Annotated in this window: 9 protein-coding genes; all 9 read left to right on the top strand. The window is 71.9% G+C overall.

Going from position 1 to position 19,522, the window contains the following annotated elements:
• Nucleotides 1-54: 54 nt before the first annotated feature.
• The 9 genes from OHA55_RS33660 to OHA55_RS33620 all read left to right on the top strand — a co-directional run bounded on the left by OHA55_RS33660 (nt 55) and on the right by OHA55_RS33620 (nt 19,459).
• The gene (locus OHA55_RS33660) at nt 55-9,459 is read left to right on the top strand and encodes a non-ribosomal peptide synthetase/type I polyketide synthase (RefSeq protein ID WP_266713783.1); all 9,405 of its coding nucleotides are present in this window, start codon (nt 55-57) and stop codon (nt 9,457-9,459) included.
• On the top strand, nt 9,449-11,131 hold the full coding sequence (locus OHA55_RS33655; protein WP_266713781.1) for an NAD(P)/FAD-dependent oxidoreductase: 1,683 nt from the start codon (nt 9,449-9,451) through the stop codon (nt 11,129-11,131). Before OHA55_RS33660 ends, OHA55_RS33655 begins: the two co-directional genes overlap by 11 nt.
• Before the next feature lie 50 nt (nt 11,132-11,181).
• Nucleotides 11,182-12,882, top strand: coding sequence for an NAD(P)/FAD-dependent oxidoreductase (locus tag OHA55_RS33650; protein WP_266714007.1), 1,701 nt, complete (start codon nt 11,182-11,184; stop codon nt 12,880-12,882).
• Nucleotides 12,879-13,934 carry an NADP-dependent oxidoreductase gene (locus tag OHA55_RS33645; RefSeq protein ID WP_266713779.1) on the top strand — a complete coding sequence of 352 codons (1,056 nt, stop codon included), beginning with the start codon at nt 12,879-12,881 and terminating at the stop codon, nt 13,932-13,934. The genes OHA55_RS33650 and OHA55_RS33645 overlap by 4 nt, the downstream gene beginning before the upstream one ends.
• A 132-nt stretch (nt 13,935-14,066) precedes the next feature.
• Nucleotides 14,067-15,209: a cytochrome P450 gene (locus OHA55_RS33640; protein ID WP_266714005.1), complete on the top strand. Its 1,143-nt coding sequence runs from the start codon at nt 14,067-14,069 to the stop codon at nt 15,207-15,209.
• A gap of 46 nt (nt 15,210-15,255) precedes the next feature.
• Nucleotides 15,256-15,864, top strand: coding sequence for a hypothetical protein (locus tag OHA55_RS33635; protein WP_266713777.1), 609 nt, complete (start codon nt 15,256-15,258; stop codon nt 15,862-15,864).
• A gap of 217 nt (nt 15,865-16,081) precedes the next feature.
• Nucleotides 16,082-17,056, top strand: a complete 975-nt coding sequence (locus tag OHA55_RS33630; RefSeq protein ID WP_266713775.1) for an alpha/beta hydrolase — start codon at nt 16,082-16,084, stop codon at nt 17,054-17,056.
• A 43-nt stretch (nt 17,057-17,099) separates the two neighbouring features.
• Nucleotides 17,100-17,822 (top strand): alpha/beta fold hydrolase, encoded by a 723-nt coding sequence (locus OHA55_RS33625; protein ID WP_266713773.1) that lies wholly within the window; start codon nt 17,100-17,102, stop codon nt 17,820-17,822.
• Between the two features lie 239 nt (nt 17,823-18,061).
• The gene (locus OHA55_RS33620) at nt 18,062-19,459 is read left to right on the top strand and encodes a histidine-type phosphatase (RefSeq protein WP_266713771.1); all 1,398 of its coding nucleotides are present in this window, start codon (nt 18,062-18,064) and stop codon (nt 19,457-19,459) included.
• Nucleotides 19,460-19,522: the final 63 nt, after the last annotated feature.

Here is a 19,522-nt window from a genome sequence, read left to right as displayed (position 1 = left end):
CTGACTTGGGCGCCGCCTGTGGCTGCGCGACCACTTGATGAGGAGTGTGCGAACTTGGCTGACGCGACCAACGACGTTTCGACGGGCAAAATCGCGATCATCGGCATCGGATGCCGCTTGCCCGGCGGAGCTTCGGACCACCGTGCTTTCTGGCAGAACCTGTTGGACGGCAAGGACTGCGTCACCCCCACGCCGCCCGACCGCTACGACGTCACCACCCATCGCAGCGGTCACCGGGACAAGCCCGGGCGGCTGGTGGGCGGACGCGGCGGATACATCGACGGCTTCGACGAGTTCGAACCCGCCTTCTTCGGCATCAGCCGTCGCGAGGCCGACCACATGGACCCCCAGCAGCGCAAACTCCTGGAGGTGGCCTGGGAGGCCCTGGAGGACGGCGGGCAGCGGCCGGCGGATCTGGCGGGCAGCAACACGGCCGTGTACGTCGGTGCGTTCACGCTCGACTACAAGATCCTGCAGTTCGCCGACCTGAGCTTCGAGACGCTCGCGGCCCACACCGCGACCGGCACCATGATGACGATGGTCTCCAACCGGATCTCGCACTCCTTCGATTTCCGGGGCCCCAGCCTCTCCATCGACACCGCGTGCAGTTCCTCCCTGGTCGCCGTGCACCTGGCCTGCCAGAGCCTGAAGCGCGGCGAGAGCGATCTGGCTCTCGCGGGCGGGGTGCTGCTCCACATGGCACCGCAGTACACCATCGCCGAGACGAAGGGCGGGTTCCTGTCGCCCGAGGGCCGCTCCCGCACCTTCGACGCCTCCGCGGACGGATACGTCCGCGCCGAGGGTGTCGGCCTGGTGGCGTTGAAGCGCCTGGAGGACGCGGTTCGGGACGGGGATCCGATCCATGCGGTGATCCTGGGCAGCGGGGTCAACCAGGACGGCAGGACCAATGGCATAACCGTCCCCAACGGAGACGCCCAGGTGTCCCTCGTGCGGCAGGTCTGCGCCGAGGCCGGCATCACCCCGGGCGACCTGCAGTACATGGAGGCGCACGGCACCTCCACGCCCGTCGGCGACCCGATCGAGGCCAACGCGCTCTCCCGTGCCCTCGCCATCGGGCGCGCCCCGGGCGCGCCCTGCTACGTCGGTTCGGTGAAGGCGAACATCGGGCACACCGAGTCGGCCGCGGGGATCGCCGGACTGATCAAGACGGCGCTGTCCCTCGAGCACCGCACCATCCCTCCGCACATCAATCTCGAACGCGTCAACCCCGCCATCGAGCGGGACTCCTCGCCGTACGAGATCCCCGACCGGGTGACCCCGTGGCCCGTGCACGGAGGACCGGCACGGGCCGGTGTGAACTCCTTCGGCTTCGGCGGCACCAACGCCCACCTCGTCCTGGAGGAGGCGCCGGAGCGTTCCCCCGAGCACCAGATGTCGCGCGCGCCGGAGCGCGGCTGGAACATCCTGCCGCTGACCGCACGCCACCCCGACGCGCTCGCGCAGATCGCGGAGGGCGTCCGGGGCGAGCTCGCGGGCGTGCGCGGCAGGGCGGTCTCCCTCACCGACCTGGGCCACACCCTCGCCCACCGGCGCCAGCACCTCGAGTCCCGGCTCTCCGTCGTCCACTCCTCCCGCCAGGATCTGGACGAGGCCCTGGCCGCGCACCTCCGCGGCGAGGCACACCCCCGGGTGGTCCGGTCGAAGCAGCTCGATCCCCAGGACCGCCGCCTGGTCCAGGTGTTCACCGGCATGGGCCCGCAGTGGTGGGGCATGGGACGCGGACTGCTGGCGAGCGAGCCCGTGTTCCGGGAGACGGTCGCCGCGTGCGACCGGGAGATCGCGAGAATCGCGGGCTGGTCCCTCCTCGACGAGATGGCGGCCGAGGAAGACCGCTCGCGGATGGCGGAGACCTGGCTGTCGCAGCCGGCCAACTTCGCGGTGCAGATCGGGCTGGCGGCGCTGTGGCGTTCGTACGGGGTGCGTCCGGACGCGGTCGTGGGCCACAGCACCGGAGAGATCGCGGCCTTCTACGAGGCGGGCGTCTACTCCCTCCAGGACGCGATCGCCGTCGCCGTCCACCGCAGCCGCCTCCAGCACACTCTGGCCGGGGCGGGCACCATGCTCGCCATCGGGCTGGCCGAGGCCGAGGCGGAGGACCGGCTGCGGCCCTTCGGGTCGCGGATCTCGGTGGCGGCCGTCAACAGCCCCGCGTCGGTCACCGTGGCTGGGGACGAGGAGGCACTCACCGAGTTGGCGGACTCACTCCGCGCGGAAGAAGTCTTCGTCAAGTTTCTCGCGGTCGAAGTCCCCTACCACAGCGCCGCGATGGACCGGATCAAGGACGAACTGATCGCTTCCCTCGCGGACATCGCGCCCCGCCCGGCACGTGTCCCCCTCTACCTCACGGGTGTGGAGGGTGTCGCCGAGGGCACCGAACTGGACGCGGGGTACTGGTGGCGGAACGTCCGCGACCGGGTGCGCTTCCGTGCGGCCGTGGACCGGCTCGCCGACGACGGTTACCGCCTCTTCCTGGAGGTCGGCCCGCACCCGGTGCTCGGGCACGCGATCCGCGAATGCCTGGAGGCCGGGGGCAGAACGGCCGTCTCCGTGCCCTCGGTACGCCGCGCGGAGGACGAGAACGAGCGCTTCGCCCTGTCCCTCGCCACCCTGCACAACCTCGGCGTCCCCATCGCCTGGGACGTGCTCCACCCCGTGGGCGAGACGGTCCCGCTGCCCCGGTATCCGTGGCGGCGCGACCGCCACTGGACGGAGCCGGACTCCGTCGCCCGGGTCAGGCTCGGCCTGCTCGACCACCCGCTGCTGGGCCGTCGGACCGGCCACACCGAACCCACCTGGCAGTCGAAGCTCGACACCGAGACCCTGCCGTACCTCGCCGACCACCGCATCCAGGACACCGTGGTCTTCCCCGCGGCCGGCTATCTGGAGATGGCGGCCCAGGCCGTGCGGGCCCTCACCGGAGGCACCCATGTGGTGCTCGCCGACATCGACCTGCGCAAGGCGCTCTTCCTCCCGGAGGACGAGGTCAGGACCGTACAGCTCTCCGTGTCGCTGGAGGACGGGGACTTCACCGTCGCGTCCCTGCCCGGCGGCACGGACGCGGAGCGCGCGGTACACGCGAGTGGGGTGGTCCGCTCCGCGCAACGGCGCTCGGCCGGACCCGCGCTGGACACCGACGCGGTCCGGGCCCGGTGTGCGCACCGGCTCGGAGCCGAGGAGTGCTACGCGGGACTGGCCGCGTTGGGTTACCACTACGGCCCCGCGTTCCGGGCGATCGAGGAGGTCTGGATCGGCGCGGACGAGGTGCTGGCCCTGGTCCGGCCTCCGGCGGCAATCGGCGACGACGCCTCCCGCCACCACATCCACCCGGTGCTGCTGGACGCCTGCTTCCAGAGCCTGCTGACACCTCAGATCCTGGCGGAGGACGCGTCCTCGCGGGGTACCGGCATCCGGTTGCCGCTCTCACTCGACGAGATGAGCCTCTCCCCCGCCGGCGACGCGCCGCTCTGGGTGCACGGCACGTTGTCGAGCGGTGACGGGGACGAGCTCGTCGGCGACCTCGCGTTGTACGCGCAGGACGGCACGGCGCTCGGCGGGTTACGCGGATTCCGCGCGGCCGACGTGGAGAAGGCGTCGGCCGCGGTCTCCCGGGGCACCATCGACTCCTGGCTCGCCGAGCCCACGTGGATCGACCGCCCGTGGGACGCGGTGCCCGGGAACGGCTCCGCGGCGGCAGAGCCGCCGTCGGGCGCGGGCGGACAGGACTGGCTGGTCCTCGCGGACGGCGGCGGCCTCGGGGACGCCTTCGCCGCGCTGGTGACCGCGCGGGGCGAGCGCTGCCGTCTGGTGCGGGCCGGCACCACGCAGGGCCGGCTGCCCGGGGACGGCGGGTTCACCGTCGCGCCGGAGTCCGCCGAGCAGTTGGAGCGGCTCTTCGCCGGGCTGGACCGGGACGGCGCGCCCTTCCGCGGCACGGTCGTCCACCTGTGGAACCTCGACCTGCCCGCACTCCCCGCCTGCGAGCGCAAGGACCTGGCACGGGTCACGGGGACCGGGGCGTACTCCCTCGTCGCGCTCGCCAAGGTGCTCGCGGCTCGGCGCACCGGCGGCCGGCTCCACGTGGTCACCCGGGGCGCGCAGCCCGTGTCGCCGGGCGAGTCGGTCGAGCCGCTCGCGGCTCCGGCCTGGGGCGTCACCCGGGTGCTGCGCCACCAGGAGTTGGCCGGACACCGCGGCAAGCTGGTCGACCTGGACCCGGCGCGGGAGCCCGGTGCGGCCGGCCTGCGCGCGGACGCCGAGGCCCTGCTGCGCGAATTCCTGACCGACGACGAGGAGGAGATCGGTCTGCGGGGCGACCGCCGCACGACCAGTCGCCTCCTCCCCGCCACGGGGCTGACCGGCCCTCTGCCGCTGAGGCTGCGCGCGGACGGGAGCTACCTGGTCACCGGGGCGTACGGAGCGCTTGGCCGGCTCCTGTGCCGGACGCTGGTGAAGCGCGGCGCCCGGCGGCTGATTCTGATGGGCCGCACCCCGGTACCGCCGCGCCCGGAGTGGGCGGCGACCGACCCGGCCACCGCACCGGGCAGGGCCGTGGCACTCCTGCGGGAACTGGAGGCCCTCGGCGCGCAGCCGGTTCTTGCACCGGTGGACGTGACCGACGAGGACGCGCTCACCGGCTGGCTCGGCGCGTACCGGCGCGGGGGCGGCGCCCCGGTACGCGGGGTGTTCCACCTCGCCGGGCAGGTGCGCGACACGCTCGTCGCCGACATGGACCGGGCCACCTTCGACGCGGTGCTGGAACCGAAGATCACGGGCGCTTACCTGCTCGACCGGCATCTGCGGGACGAGCCGCTCGACCACTTCGTGCTCTTCGCCTCGATCGCCTCCCTGCTGACGACCGCCGGCCAGACCAACTACGCGGCCGGAAACGCCTTCCTGGACGCGCTGGCGCACCGGCGGCGCGCCCAGGGGCTGCCCGCGCTGAGCCTGGACTGGGGTCCGTGGGCGACGGGCATGATCGAGGAACTCGGGCTGGTCGACCACTATCTGCACAGCCGGGGCATGAGCTCCTTGTCCCCGGACGCCGGGATGAGTGTGCTGGAGCGGGTCATCGGGCAGGACCGGGCCCAGTTGCTGGTGGCGACGGTCGTCGACTGGCCGACGTTCCTGGCCTGGTACGACACGCCTCCGCCGCTGGTCTCCGAACTCGCCGCGTCCGCCGTCGGCCAAGCGGCCGAGGAGGGCAACGGCTTCCTCGACACCTTCCGTCGCGCCGGGGAGGCGGAACGCCGCTCCCTGGTGGTCGAGCGGTTCACCTCGCTCACCGGCACCGTGCTGCGTACGGCGCGCGAGGAGATCGACCCGTCCGCCGGGCTGGGCGGACTCGGGCTCGACTCCCTCCTCGCGATGGAGCTCCGGGCCAGGGTGCAGGCCGATCTGGGGATCGCCCTGCCCGTGGTCGCCCTGCTGAGCGGTACCCCCGTCGGCCAGCTGGCCGACCAGTTGTACGAGGGGCTGCTGGAACGCGTGGCGGCCGACGCCGCCGGAGGCGAGGACCCGGCCGCTGCCGTCGAGGTGTTCACCGACGAGAGCAGCCACCCGCTGACCCAGAACCAGAAGGCGCTCTGGTTCCTCAAGCAGCTCAACCCCGACGGCTACGCGTACAACATCGGTGGCGCGGTGGAGGTGCGCGCCGACATCGAACCCGACCTGATGTTCGAGGCCGTACGGAGGCTGATCGCCCGGCATCCGGCGCTGCGCACCAACTTCCACCTGGAGGACGGGCTCCCGGTGCAGCGTACGACGTCCGGGGCGGAGCCCGACCTCGCCCTCTTCGACGTCCAGGGCCAGGATTGGGAGGAGATCCGGCGGACGATCATCCGCGAGTACCGCAAGCCGTACGACCTCGAACGCGATCCGCTGGTGCGGTTCCGCCTGTTCAAGCGGGATTCGGGCCGCTGGGTCATCATGAAGGCGGTCCACCACATCGTCTCGGACGCGATCTCGACCTTCACCTTCATCGAGGAACTCCTCGCCGTCCACGAGTCCCTGAAGCAGGGACGGGAGCCCGCGCTGCCACCGGTGGGCGCGCGGTACCTCGACTTCCTCAACCAGCAGAACCGCTTCCTGGCGAGCCGGGAGGCCGACGGGATGCTTGAGTACTGGCGGTCCCACCTGCCGGCCGAGGTCCCGCTGCTGGACCTTCCGGTGGACGGGGCGCGCCCGGCCGTGCAGACGCACAACGGCGCCTCCGAGTTCTTCGTCCTGGACGACGGCCTCAGCGCCCGGGTGCACGCCCTGGCCCAGCGGCACGGGGTGACGCCGTTCATGGTGCTGCTGAGCGCGTACTACATCCTGCTGCACCGCTACTCGGGGCAGGACCACGTCGTCGTGGGCAGTCCGGTGACCGGCCGCACCCAGCAGGAGTTCTCCTCGGTCTACGGCTACTTCGTCAACCCGCTCCCCCTGCACGCGGACCTCTCGGGCGCGCCCACGGTCGCGGAGCTGCTGGAGCAGGTCCGCTCCACCGTACTGAACGGCCTGGACAACCAGGAGTACCCGTTCGTGCTGCTGGTCGAGGAACTGGGGCTCCAGCACGATCCGAGCCGTTCCGCGGTGTTCCAGGCGATGTTCATCCTGCTCACCCACAAGGTGGCCACCGAGCAGTACGGCTACCGGCTGGAGTACATCGAACTCCCGGAGGAGGAGGGGCAGTTCGACCTGACCCTGTCGGCGTACGAGGACGAGGCGGAGGGGCGCTTCCACTGCGTGCTGAAGTACAACTCCGATCTCTTCCTGCCCACGACCGTCCGGCGGATGGCCGGCCACTACGTCCAACTGCTGGAGAGCATGACGCGCGCCGAGGCCGGAGTGCCGACGCCCCGGCTGGAGATGCTGGACGCCGCGGAGCGTGAGCGGCTGGTGGACCGGTGGAGCGGGGCCTGCGCACTGCCGGCCCGCACCGGGCAGCCGGCGGACCCGGACCGTCCGGTCCACCGGCTGATCGAGGAAGCCGCCGCCGCACGGCCCGGCGCGGTCGCCGTCTCGGTGCCCTCGCTCTCGGGGGACACCGCGCGGATGACGTACGGCGAGCTGGACCGGCGGGCGAACGCGCGGGCGCGGCGGCTGCGTGACCTGGGGGTGGGCGCGGGGTCGGTGGTCGGGGTCTGCCTGGACAAGTCGCCGGAACTGATCGTCACGCTGCTCGCCGTGCTGAAGGCTGGGGGCGCCTTTCTCCCGGTCCATCCGGACCAGCCGGCGGACCGCGTCGCGCACGTGCTCGGCACCACGGGGGCTGCCCTGGTCGTCGTCGGGGAGGCGCGTGCCCGGTGGGCGCGGGATCTGCCCGTCCGCGTGGAGACCCTGGACGGTCTGCGCGGGACGGAGACGGACGGCCCGGCCCCGCAGGTGGCGACGGACCCGGGCTCCCCGGCCTACGTGATCAACACTTCGGGTTCCACCGGCCGCCCCAAGGCGGTCCGGGTCAGCCACCGCAGCCTCGCCTCGGCGTACGCGGCGTGGCTCGGCGAGTACCGGCTCGACGGCTCGGACGTCCATCTCCAGATGGCGGAGCCCTCGTTCGACGTGTTCACCGGTGACCTGGTGCGCGCCCTGTGCTCGGGAGGCAGCCTGGTACTGGCCGACCGGGACCTGATCTTCGACACGCCGCGGCTCCACCGCACCATGCGGGCCGAACGCGTGAACTGCGCCGAGTTCGTGCCCGCCGTCGTGCGGGGCCTGATGGACCACTGCGCGCGGGAGGGCGAGCGGCTGGACTTCCTGCGACTCCTGGTGGTCGGCTCGGACGCCTGGAAGGTCGCGGAGTACACCCGGCTGCGGGAGCTCTGCGGGCCCGGTACCCGGGTGATCAACTCCTACGGTCTCACCGAGGCCACCATCGACAGCGCCTTCTTCGAGGGGCCCGCCGACGGTCTGGAGCCGGGTCTGATGGTGCCGATCGGGCGCCCGCTGCCGAACACCGCGCTCCATGTGCTCGACGCGCAGGGTGAACCGGTGCCGCCCGGTGTTCCGGGCGAGTTGTGGATCGGGGGCGAGGGCGTGGCCCTGGGGTACGCCGGCGACCCCGAGCAGACCGCCGCCCGTTTCGTCACCCGGCGGCTGAGCCGGCGGCCCGGCGCTCGGCCGGAACGGCTGTACCGCACCGGGGACCTGGCCCGCTGGGACACCGAGGGCCGGGTGCATCTCCTGGGGCGCGGCGACCACCAGGTCAAGCTGCGGGGCCACCGGATCGAGATCGGCGAGATCGAGGCACATCTGGCGGGCTGGCCGGGTCTCGCCCGGACGGTGGTGGCCGTCCGCCCGGACGCCGCCGGGGACGCCACGCTCTGCGCGTACTGCGTCGCGGAGCCGGGAGCCGTGCTGGACCGGCGGGCCCTGCGCCGCCATCTCGCGGGCGCCCTGCCGTCGTACATGGTGCCCTCGCACATCACCGAACTCGCCGCGCTGCCGCTCACCGCGCACGGGAAGGTCGACGTCACGGCGCTTCCGGTGCCGGTGAGCGGGGACCGTGGGCAGTCGCACGAGGCTCCGGTGACCCTGTACGAGGTGAGCATGGCCCGCCATTGGCAGGCTCTGCTCGGTACGGAGCGGGCGGGGCTCGGGGACGACTTCTTCGAGTCGGGCGGGAGTTCCATCAAGCTGATCGAGCTCCTCCACCATCTGCGCACGGAGTTCGGTGTCAGTGTCCCGGTGAGCCGGCTCTACCAGGTCACCACGCTGCACGGCATGGCCGCCGCGGTGGAGGAACGCGTCAACAGCACCTCCGCCGAGGAACTGCCCTATCTGACCTTCAACCCCGGCCCGGGGCGGCCCGTCTTCTGCTTCCCTCCGGCTGGCGGCCACGGCCTGGTCTACCGGGGTCTCGCGGAGCAGTTGGCGCAGCACAGGACGATCGCCTTCAACTACGTGCCGGGCGAGGACAAGGTGGCCCGTTACGCCGACCTGGTGGAGTCGGTCGAGCCGGACGGCCCCTGCCTGCTGCTCGGTTACTCGCTCGGGGGCAACCTCGCCTTCGAGGTGGCCAAGGAGCTGGAGTCGCGGGGCCGGGAGGTGGGCCGGGTGGTGGTGCTCGACTCCCGCCGGATCATGGAGACGTACGAGCCGGGCGAGGAGGGAATCAAGACCTTCGAGGCGGAGCTGGGCCGCCACATCCACCTGCACACCGGGTCGGAGGTGGTCACCCGGACCGTGCTCGAACACGCTGCGGAGTACCTGGAGTTCTGCGGCCGGACGCCCAACACGGGGACGGTGGCCGCCCTGGTGGGCGTGGTGACCGACGAGGAGAAGGCCGGCCTCTACGCGGCCGGTGCCCCGGGTGCCTGGCACGGCAGTTCCACCGCCGGGACGCAGGTGCTGAAGGGGTCCGGGACCCACGCCGACATGCTCGATCCCAAACACCTGCCCCGCAACGCCGAGCTGGTGCGGTCCCTGCTGACGGGAGATGCCTCCCATGCGGGATGAGGCGGGCCCCGACTGGGGCCGACGGGAGCGCACACCGGGGAGCAAGCCCCGCGTCATCGTCGTCGGCGCGGGCGTGGCGGGCCTGTCCACGGGCTGTTACGCGCAGATGAGCGGGATGCGGACCCGGATCTTCGAGAAGCACGTGCTGCCCGGGGGCTGCTGCACCGCCTGGTCCCGGGACGGCTACATCTTCGACTACTGCATCGAGTGGCTGATCGGCACCGCCGCCGGCAACGACGCGAACCGGGTGTGGCGCGAACTGGGAGCGCTGGACGGCAAGTCGATCACCAACTTCGAGCTGTTCAACAGGGTGGTCGACGAGAGCGGCCGGTCGGTGACCTTCTGGAACGACCCGGCCCGGCTGGAGGAGCACCTGACCCGCGTCTCCCCGGCGGACGCCCGGCTGATCCGCTCGTTCTGCCGCGATCTGCGGCGGTTCACGGAGATCGAGCTGTATCCGTTCCTGACCGCGCCCGCCCTGCGGACGGTACGGGAGAGGGCGGCGACGCTGCGCACGGTGCTGCCGGCGTTCCGCCTCTTCTGGCGTACGGCCGCCACGCCGATGCACCGGTTCGCCGACCGGTTCGAGGATCCGCTGCTGCGCAAGGCTTTCAGGAACATCTTCTTCCAGGATCCGGAGGGCTTCCCGCTGCTGCCGTACCTCTTCAACATGGCCAGCGCCTATCACGGCAACGCGGGCTTCCCGCAGGGAGGTTCGCTCGGGCTCGCCCGGTCGCTGGAGGAGCGGTACACCGGGCTCGGCGGGACCGTCACCTACCGCGCCCGGACCGAGAAGGTGCTGGTGGAGAACGGCCGGGCGATCGGGGTCGAACTCCGCAACGGCAGGCGGTACTACGCCGACCACGTCGTCTCCGCCTGCGACGGGCGCACCACGATCCAGGGTCTGCTGGAGGGCCGTTGGACCAGTCCGAGGATCGACCGTCTCTACGACGACCTGCTGGAGAAGCCCGGCGCTCTCTTCCCCGCGGTGGTCTCGGCGTTCGTCGGCATCCGCGGCCCGCTCCCCCAGGAGGACGCCCACAGCACCACGTACTTGCTCAACGCCGAGGACGCCGCCCGGCTGCCCGGGGCCCTGCAGAACAGCCTGGTGGTGCAGTTGCGGTCGCGCTACTCCGACGGTTTCGCCCCGCCCGGCAAGTCGGTGGTCCACTGCACCTACTTCAGCGACTACGCCCACTGGCAGGCGCTGCGCCGCAGCGACCGCAAGGCGTACCGGGCGCAGAAGCAGCAGGTCGCCGATTTCGTGCGGGGCTTCCTGTCCCGGCGGTGGCCGGAGGCGGCCGGGCGGATCGAGCTGGTGGACGTGGCCTCGCCGGCCACCACCCGGCGCTACACCGGCAATCACAACGGCTCGATCCTGGCCTGGAAGGCGTTCTCGGACGCCGACGACGTGGCGTCCGATCTGGTCGGCAAGGACCGGATGCGGCTGCCGGGTCTCAGCGGCTTCTCCATGGCGGGTCAGTGGGTCGGCATGGGCGGCCTGATCCGTGCCGCGTCCACCGGCCGGTTCGCCGTCCAGTACCTGTGCGAGGAGCTGGGCATCCCGTTCAGGGCGTGGGAGAGCACTCCCTCCGGCCCCTGGCACACCGGCAAGCTCGGGCGGCTGCCCCAGCTCGACCGGTGGACCGCCAAGGAGGGCACCGGCGCGTGACGACCGAGGGGAGCAGGCCCATGGCGCGTTCGTCGCGCGGCAGGGAAACCATGATCATCATCGGTGCGGGGCTCGGTGGTCTCTCCACCGGCGCCTACGCGCAGATGAACGGCTACCGCACCGAGGTGCTGGAGATGCACGAGCTTCCAGGGGGCTGCTGCACCGCCTGGGAGCGCGGGGACTTCACGCTGGACGCCTGTGTCAGCTGGCTGCTGGGCAGCGGTCCCGGCAACGAGATGCACCAGATCTGGCTGGAGCTCGGGGCGCTCCAGGGCAAGGAGATCCGCCACTTCGACGTGTTCAACATCGTGCGCGCCCCGGACGGCCGGGCGGTGTACTTCTACTCCGACCCGGACCGGCTGCAGGAGCATCTGACCGAGCTCTCGCCCGTGGACGCCAAGCGGATCAGGGACTTCTGCCGCCAGTTGCGCGCCTTCCGCAAAGCGCTCGCCGTCTACCCCTTCCTCAAACCGGTCGGGCTGATGGGCCGCATCGAGCGCTGGCGGATGCTCGCGTCGTTCGTGCCGTACTTCAACGCGGTGCGCAAGTCGATCTCGGTGCTGATGTCGGAGTACTCGGCGCGGTTCGAGGACCCGCTGCTGCGGCAGGCGTTCAATTTCGTCCTGTACGAGAGACATCCGAACTTCCCCGTGCTGCCGACCCACTTCCAGCTCGCCTCGCACGCCAATCTGTCGGCCGGGGTGCCCGAGGGCGGGTCGCTGGGGCTCGCGCGGTCGATCGAGCGGCGCTATCTGGGTCTCGGCGGGAGGATCTCGTACAACACCAAGGTGGAGGAGATCCTCGTCGAGCGGGACCGCGCGGTCGGGGTGCGGCTCAGCGACGGCCGGGAGATGCGCGCGGACATCGTGGTGTCGGCCTGCGACGGCCCCACCACGATGCTGAAGCTGCTGGGGGGCCGGTACCTCGACGACGAGTACCGCCGGCTCTACACCGCGACCCTGCACGAGCCGGGGATGGTCTTCCCGGGGTACTTCACCCTCTTCCTCGGGCTCAAGCGCCCTTTCCCCGAAGGCGATCCCTGCACCACCTACCTGCTGGACGACGCGCAGGCGGCGGAGCTGACCGGCATCCGCCATCCGAGCATCAACGTCCAGTTCCGCAGCCGCCATTACCCGGAGCTGTCGCCGAGCGGGACCTCGGTCGTGTACGCCACGTACTTCTGCGACATCGCCCCCTGGCGGGCCCTGGACGAAGGCCCTGAGCAGCTCACCCGGACCCGCGGCGGCGAGGAGCTCCACACTCTCCCGGTACGCCACGGGCGCGGCTACTACGCGGCGAAACGCCGGGCGCGCACGGCGCTCGTGCGGTTCCTGGAGGAGCGCTACCCGGGCATCGGGGACGCCATCGCCGTACGCGACGTGTCGAGCCCGCTCACCCAGGTCAGGTACACGGGCAACCACGACGGGACCGTACTGGGGTGGCAGCCGTTCGTGGAGAGCGGCGAGAAGCTGGAGGAGCTCGTCAAGAAGCACGGCCCCGGGCTGCCGGGGCTGGAGAACTTCTACCAGTCCGGTGTCTGGGCGACGACCGGCGGGCTGATCCGCGCCGCCGCCGCAGGCCGGCACGTCATGCAGTTCGTCTGCCGCGACGACGGCAGGGCTTTCACCGCGTCGGTCGACGCCGGCGCACCTCCGCCCACCCATCTCGTCATCCCGGTGCCGAGGCGGCCCCAGGCTCCCTCCGTCACGTCCCACCTCACTTCCACCGGCGTGGACAAGGAGCATCAGTGAAGATCAACAAGTGGGTCGTGCGGGAGCACGTCGGGGGAACTCCCGACGTGGACCGGATCTACGAGAAGGTCGTCGAGGACATCGACGTGGATCTGGCGCCGGACGAGATGCTGCTGCGGACGCTGTACGTGTCGGTCGACCCCTACCTCCAGGGCATCGCGCTGGACACTCCCCTCGGCCACCACATGGGCGCCGACTCGGTGATGGAGGTGCTGGACGCCGGGCCGCTCGCGGCGCACCGGCCTGGGGACCTGGTGCAGGGCTTCGGCGGCTGGCGCTCCCATCTCGTCAGCGACGGCTCCGAGTCGCTCTGGGACACGGGCACCTTCCCGATGGTGTTCCCCGCCTACCGGCGCCTCGACCCCGGCTGGTTCGACGAGGCCCTCCCGCTCGCATCGGCACTCAGCTCGATGGGCGGACCCGGCATGACCGCCTGGGGCACGCTGACCCGTTTCCTGAACACCGGTCCGGGCGACACCCTGGTGATCAGCGGGGCGTCCGGGGCCGTGGGCACGCTGGTCGGGCAGATGGCGCGGCTGGCCGGCGCCCGCGTGGTCGGCACGACGTCGAGTCCGCGCAAGGCCGATTACCTGACCGGGCTGGGGTTCGACGCTGTCGTCCTGTACCGCCAGGGCGACAGTGCCGCGAGTGTGCGCGACGCGCTGGAGTGGGCGGCACCGGACGGCATCGACCACTACTTCGACAACCTGGGCGGCGCGGTGACCGACGCGGTGTTCCGGCTGCTCAACGTCGGCAGCCGGGTGGCGGTGTGCTGGCAGTGGGCGACCCAAGTGGGCCGGGACACGGTGGGTCCGAGACTGCTGCCGTACATCATGTTCCCGCGGACGACCGTGCGCGGGATCTTCTCCCTGGAGTGGTTCACCGACGAGAACTGGCGGGCTCTCCACCAGGAGCTGGGCGGCCGGGTCCGGCGGGGTGAGATCGTGTGCGACCACACCCTCCACCACGGCTTCGACACCATCCCGGCCGCCTACCGGAGCCTCTACCACGACCGTTCGTCCCACCTGGGAAAGGTGCTGGTGGAGCTGTGAGCGCCCCCGCCCCGGCCCTACCACCGCCCCACGTCCACCCCGTCCGCCGATCCGCTGCCACCAGGAGGCCGTGTGTCCACCGCAGTCACCGATGACGCAGGGCCCGAGCAGGCTCTGCCGCCGCTGCACCGCATGGAGTTCGGGGTGCCGGGCCCGCCCGAGCGCGTCGAGCTCTCCGACGGTTCGCCCGCCTGGCTGGTGAGCCGGTACGCGGACGTCCGGCAGGTGCTGGGCGACAGCCGGTTCGGACGCGCCGGTCTCTACACGCCGGACGGGCCGTCCCTGCCGGACGTGCCCGTCCTCGTGAACGACCCGGACCTGCTGTTCAACCAGGACGGACCCGAGCACCTGCGGCTGCGCCGCACCATGCACCGCGCCTTCACCCCGAGGGCGGTGGCCCGCTGGCAGCCGTGGATCGCGACGATCGTGGGGCAGCTCCTGGACGAACTGGCCCGGCGGGAAGCCCCCGTGGACATCGTCGCCGAGTTCGCGCTGCCCCTGCCGGTGGCCGTGATCAGCCGGCTGATGGGGCTCGACGCCTCGGCACGGGAGCGGATGCGCCACTGGAGCGAGTACGCCCTTTCGGACGGCTCCTGGCCCGCGGAGGAAGTCGGCGCGGCCATGGCCGAGTTCTCCGCGTTCGGTGCCGAACTGCTGGACCTGCGGCGCCGCGGTCCCGGGGACGACCTGGTGAGCGGTCTGGTGCGCGCCGCCGACGAGGAGGGCGGCATCCCCGAGACGCAGTTGGTGAGTCTGGTGTGCGGGCTGGTGGTCGGCGGCCACGACAGCACCATGACCATGCTGAGCAACTCACTGCTCTACCTGCTCGGCGAGCGCCCGGAGAGCTGGCCGCGGCTCGGCGCGGGCGTGGAGGAGGCGGGGCGGGTCGCGGACCGGCTGCTGCACGGCATCCCCTTGGGCGACGACCGCGGCACCACCCGCCGTGCCCACGAGGATGTCGAGGTCGGGGGCGTGTTCATCCCGGCCGGCGCGGTGGTGGTGGCGGACTGCGGCATGGCCAACCGGGACCCGGCGGTCTACTCGGCGCACTGGTCCGAGGACCTGTTCGCACCGTTGGAGACGCCCACCCTGTCGTTCGGGGCGGGTCCGCACTACTGCCTGGGCGCCTGGCTGGCCCGGACGGAGCTCCAGCTGGCCCTGCACCATCTGGCGGCCCGCTTCCCCGGGCTGCGGCTGACGGAGCCGGCCTCGTCCGTCCAGTGGCGTCTGGGTTCCACCTCGCGCGGTCCGTTGCGGCTCGGGGTGACCTGGTAGGCGGCGCTACGGGCGAGTCCCGGACGCCGGGGACAGACTGGCGGGTATGACTCGACGCCGCTTGTACTTCGACGGATGGATCGGGGCCGTGGGTACGGCCTCGGGGACGCGGCTGGTGCTGGGGCACTGGCCGCGCTCGCCGTTCGGGGCGTTCAGCGACGTCATGATCGAGCACGCCGGCGGTGAGCGCCTGCTGCTCGCTCCCACCCGTGAGATCGCCGGCTTCGTCGCGGCCACCTACACCTTCGACGGCGTCGAGGTGGTGCCGGTGGACGTCCGCCGCGACGGGGCCCGGTGGTACGTACGGGCCGGGCCGCTCGCCCTGGACCTCGTCACCGGCCCCCGGACGGCACTGGGATGGCTGCTGTGCGCGGCACCCGCGCCGCTCGCCCGCAGCCGCGTCTGGGCCGCCGTGTGCGACGTACCGGCCCGCCTGCTGCCCGGCGTCCGTACGCTCGGCAGCGCGGGTCCGGGCCGGCGCGAGTGGTACGGGGCGCGGGACCAGCACCGTGTCACGGCGGCGAGCGCCTCCCTCGCGGGAGCGGGTCTGGGCGGGCTCGCGCCGGTCGAACCGCCGGTGACCTTCGGGTTCGGCTCGGCGCCGCGCGGTCCCTCGGTCGTCCGGATCACCTCGACGGTGGAGATCGCGGAATGAGCCGGAACGACCGGACGGGCCGGGGGGCCGTGAGTTCCGCCGGTCCGCGCACGGAGCCACCGGTCCACGGCACGGAGAGGACAGAGTCCGGGCGTTCCTGGGCAAGTCCCCCTCGCTCCGGCGCCTTAGTGTCCTGCTCATCACCCTTTTTCCACACCGGGCCCCCGCCCGTGGGCCGACCGGCCCCGGCCGGGGCCCGGACGACAGGAGACGAACCATGTCCGAGTTCCCCGCCGCGCCGTCCGCCCCCGTGCTGGAGCCCGCTGCCGCCGCCTTCGCCGAGGCGACCGCGAACCCGCCGTACCTCTTCGACCTGGAGCCGGCCGAGGGCCGCAAGGCGGTGGACGAGGTCCAGTCCGGCGAGACCGCGAAGCTCGACGTCGACGAGGAGTGGGTCACGGTCCAGGGCGGTCCCACCGGTTCGGTCAGGGCACGCGTCGTCAAGCCCGCCGGCGCCGAGGGCGACCTGCCGGTGATCCTCTACATCCACGGTGCCGGCTGGGTCTTCGGCAACGCCCACACCCACGACCGCCTGGTCCGCGAACTCGCCGTCGGCGCCGGCGCGGCGGTCGTCTTCCCCGAGTACGACCTCTCCCCGGAGGCCCGCTACCCCGTCGCCATCGAGCAGAACTACGCGGTCGCCCGCTGGATCGTCGCCGAGGGCGCCGCCAAGGGCCTGGACGCCACCCGCATCGCGGTGGCCGGCGACTCGGTCGGCGGCAACATGACCGCCGCCCTCACCCTCATGGCCAAGGAGCGCGGCGACGTCCCGCTGGTCCAGCAGGTCCTCTTCTACCCGGTCACCGACGCCGCCTTCGACACCCCCTCGTACCACCAGTTCGCCGAGGGCTACTTCCTGCGCCGCGACGGCATGCAGTGGTTCTGGGACCAGTACACGACCGACGAGGCCCAGCGCGCCGAGATCACCGCCTCACCGCTGCGGGCCACCACCGAACAGCTCACCGGCCTGCCCCCGGCCCTGGTCATCACCGGTGAGGCCGACGTCCTGCGCGACGAGGGCGAGGCCTACGCCAACAAGCTCCGCGAGGCCGGCGTCGCCGTCACCGCCGCCCGCTACCAGGGCATCATCCACGACTTCGTGATGCTCGACGCCCTGCGCGGAACCCACGCCGCCGAGGCCGCCATCCGCCAGGCCGTCGACACCCTGCGCACCGCCCTGCACACCGCCTGATCCCCGCACCGACGAACCACGAAGACCCAAGGAGTCCTGACACATGCCGACGTCCGACAGCCCGACCGTCGTTCTGGTGCACGGCGCGTTCGCCGATGCCTCCAGTTTCGCCCGGCTCATACCCGAACTGACGGAGCGCGGCCTCGACGTGGTCGCCCCCGCGGTGCCCAACCGGAGCCTGATCGGCGATTCCGCGTACATCGCCTCCGTGGTGCGGGGGATCGCCGGTCCGGTGGTCCTGGTCGGCCACTCGTACGGCGGCGCGGTCATCACCGTCGCGGGCGAGGAGGAGAACGTGAAGGGCCTGGTCTATCTGGCCGGGTACGCGCTGGAGGAGGGCGAGAGCCTGGGTGAGCTGCAGGGCCGCTTCCCCGATTCCGACCTCGCCTCCGCGCTGGTGTACACCCCGTTCCCGGTCGAAGGTTCGGACGAGCCGGGGACCGACGTCTCGGTGCTGCCGGAGAGCTTCCCGGCCGTCTTCGCGCACGACGTCGAGCCCGGTCTCGCGAAGATCCTCGCGGTCTCCCAGCGACCCCTGGCAGCGCGGGCGTTCGCCGAGCAGGCTCCCGCCGCCGCGTGGAAGACGAAGCCGTCCTGGGGTCTGGTGGCCTCTTCCGACCACACCATCAACCCTGAGGTGGAGCGTTACGGTTACCGGCGCGCGGGCATGACGACCGTGGAGGTCGACTCCTCGCACCTGGTGATGCTCTCCCACCCCGGAGACGTCGCCGACCTCATCGAGAAGGCCGTGCTGTCCGTCGGCTGACCAGCACCGGACCATGCCTTCGCGCGCGTGCGGCAGGCGCCTGCCGCGTACGGCGGACACCACTCCGGATCCCGTCAGGTCCTCATGGACCGGGCGGGATCCGCGCGCGTCCACCCGTGTGTTCACCCGTACATCACCTCGGGCACGGGCGGCGGTGGGCGGCCGTTCGGCTCGCGCTGTGAACCTGCGTCGCGTCGCACCCGCCCGGTCGGCAGTCCCGAAGCACCCGAGGAACCCCTGTGAAGCGCACGATCTCCTCCATGGCCGCCCTGGTCCTGGCCGCCGCCGCGGTCACCGCCGCCGGCGGTTCAGCCTCCGCGCACGCCCCGGGCCGGGCCCCGGGCTCCGGTGAGAGCTTCGCGACGACGAAGACGACGTACGCCCCGCAGCAGGACCCGCGTGACTACGAGGCCGTCCCCGCGTCGTTCACCCCGGTCTTCACGGAGAGCGTCTCCCGCCACGGGTCCCGTGCCATGTCCGACAGCGAGGACGGCGACGCGGTGCTCGCCGTGCTGCGGGACGCGGAGAGCGAAGGCGCGCTGACCCGTCTCGGCGCCCGGCTCGGCCCGCAGGTCGAATCGCTCCTCGCGGCCGCCTCCTCCGTGGGTTACGGGGAGCTGTCCGGCCGAGGTGTCCAGGAGCAGCGGCAGACCGCGCGGCGCATGGAGAAGCGGCTGCCCTCCCTCTTCCGCGCGATCGTCGCCGGACAGGAGCCCGTCGAGGTCAAGACCTCCGGGGTGACCCGTGCCACGGCCAGCGCCAACGCCTTCACCGGCGGCCTCGTCGCCGCGGACCCGAAGCTGACGAACCTCGTCCAGGCCCCCGTCACCGACAAGGACCTGCTGTACTTCCACAAGCAGCCGCAGAACGCCGCCTACCAGGAGTACGTGGAGAACGATCCCGAGCTGGCGGCGGTGCTCGCGCGGATCGACGGCGCTCCGGACACCGCGCGCAACGCGAAGGACGTGGTGTCGCGCCTGTTCACGTCCCGGTACGTCGCCGCCATGACCGCCGAGGACCGGGTCGCCTTCGCGCGCTCGCTGTACGAGCTGTACGCCGCCGCGCCCGACCTGGGGGTGGAGGCTCCGGGCGTCGACCTCGACGCCTTCGTGCCCGCCCGCGACGCGCGGTGGTTCTCGTACCTCGACGACGCCGAGGAGTTCTACGAGAAGGGCCCGTCGATCAGCGGGCGCACCATCACGTACGACATGGCGAACGTGCTGCTCGACGATCTGTTCGACCAGGTCGAGGCGAAGGCCGCCGGCACCAGCGCGAAGGGGGCGGTCCTCCGCTTCACGCACGCGGAGGAGATCATGCCGCTCGCGGTGCTGCTGGGGCTGCCGGGCAGCACGGAGCCCGCGGACCTCGACGAGCCGTACACGTACAAGAACAACGAGTGGCGGGGTGCGCAGGTCGCACCGATGGCCGCGAACGTGCAGTGGGACCTGTTCGCCGGGCCGCGGCACGCCGTGAAGAGCGGCAAAGACGGGAAGAACGCGTCGGGCGGGACGCGCTACCTGGTGCGGATGCTCTACAACGAGAAGGAGACCGCCTTCAAGGCGTCCTGCGAGCCGATCGCCCGGGGCAGCCACTTCTACGACCTGGCCGAGCTGCGCGGCTGCTTCGGCCGGAGCTGACACACCGCGCTCCCCCGGATGCGCGGGAGCATCCCGCGCGCGAGGATCGGACCGGAGGGCGCG

The organism is Streptomyces sp. NBC_00102, from assembly GCF_026343115.1.
Lineage (GTDB): Bacteria > Actinomycetota > Actinomycetes > Streptomycetales > Streptomycetaceae > Streptomyces.
The sequence above is the reverse complement of the archived record's forward strand: the minus strand, read 5'-3'. Positions and strand labels throughout refer to the sequence as shown.